The sequence below is a fragment of the Pseudomonas batumici genome (assembly GCF_000820515.1).
In the GTDB taxonomy this organism is placed as follows: Bacteria; Pseudomonadota; Gammaproteobacteria; order Pseudomonadales; family Pseudomonadaceae; genus Aquipseudomonas; species Aquipseudomonas batumici.
In genome coordinates, this window is the sequence record NZ_JXDG01000117.1 from 1 (window position 1) to 1,014 (window position 1,014).

Here is a 1,014-nt window from a genome sequence, read left to right on the forward strand (position 1 = left end):
CAACGTTGCCGCGCCTGTCGATAGCGGTAGCAATGTCATCCAACTGCCGGGTTACAACAGCAGCACCTCGGCCATCACCCAACCAGGGGCGGTGCAGGTCGATGCCGCTCATCAGGCCGTGGTGGTTCCCGGTGTGACGCCGACCTTGCCGGTGACTCAGCGCGACCCGCTGATTCCGGCAATCGCCCCCGTCGCCACATCGGGTGCGGCCACGAGCATATCGACCCTGGCTCGCGTGCAGGGCCTGCCGGATATGTCGGTCAAGTCCAACCCGCAGAAATACCTGATCGAAACCAACCCGGTACTCACTGACCTCAAGCAGTTCATGAGCTCGGACTACCTGCTGAGTGGATTGGGTTATAACCCGGACACCAGCGCCAAGCGCTTGGGTGATGGTTTCTATGAGCAGAAACTGATTCAGCAGGCGGTGGTGGCCCGTACGGGCCAACGCTTCATCGATGGCCAAACCTCGAACGAGAAGCTGTTCAAGTATCTGATGGACAACGCCATCAGCAGCAAGCAGCAGCTCAATCTGTCGGTCGGTGTAACCCTGACTTCCGAGCAGGTCGCGGCCCTGACCCACGACATCGTCTGGATGGAAAAGCAGGTCGTCAACGGCGAGGAAGTGTTGGTGCCGGTGCTCTACCTGGCTAACGCCAACAACCGCCTGGCGCCGAATGGCGCGTTGATCCAGGGCACGGATGTCACCCTGATTGCCGGTGCGAACCTGGAAAACAGCGGGACCTTGCGCGCCAGCAACAACCTGTCGGCCATGGCGGGCACCGATCTGGTCAACACCGGCCTGATCGAAGCGGGCAATCGTCTGGACTTGCTGGCCGGTAACAACCTCGTCAACAAGTCGGGCGGGATCATTGCCGGGCGTGATGTGAGCGTGACGGCCGTTACCGGCGACGTGCTCAACCAGCGCGATGTCAACCACACCGACCAGGGTACCGGCTTCGCCACACACCGTGAACTGCTCGACAGCGCTGCGCGTATCGAAGCCGCGAACAA

Annotated in this window: 1 pseudogene; it reads left to right on the plus strand. The window is 61.2% G+C overall.

Annotated features, from left to right (window positions below):
• Window positions 1-1,014: pseudogene (locus tag UCMB321_RS31150) on the plus strand (S-layer family protein); the annotation flags it as partial.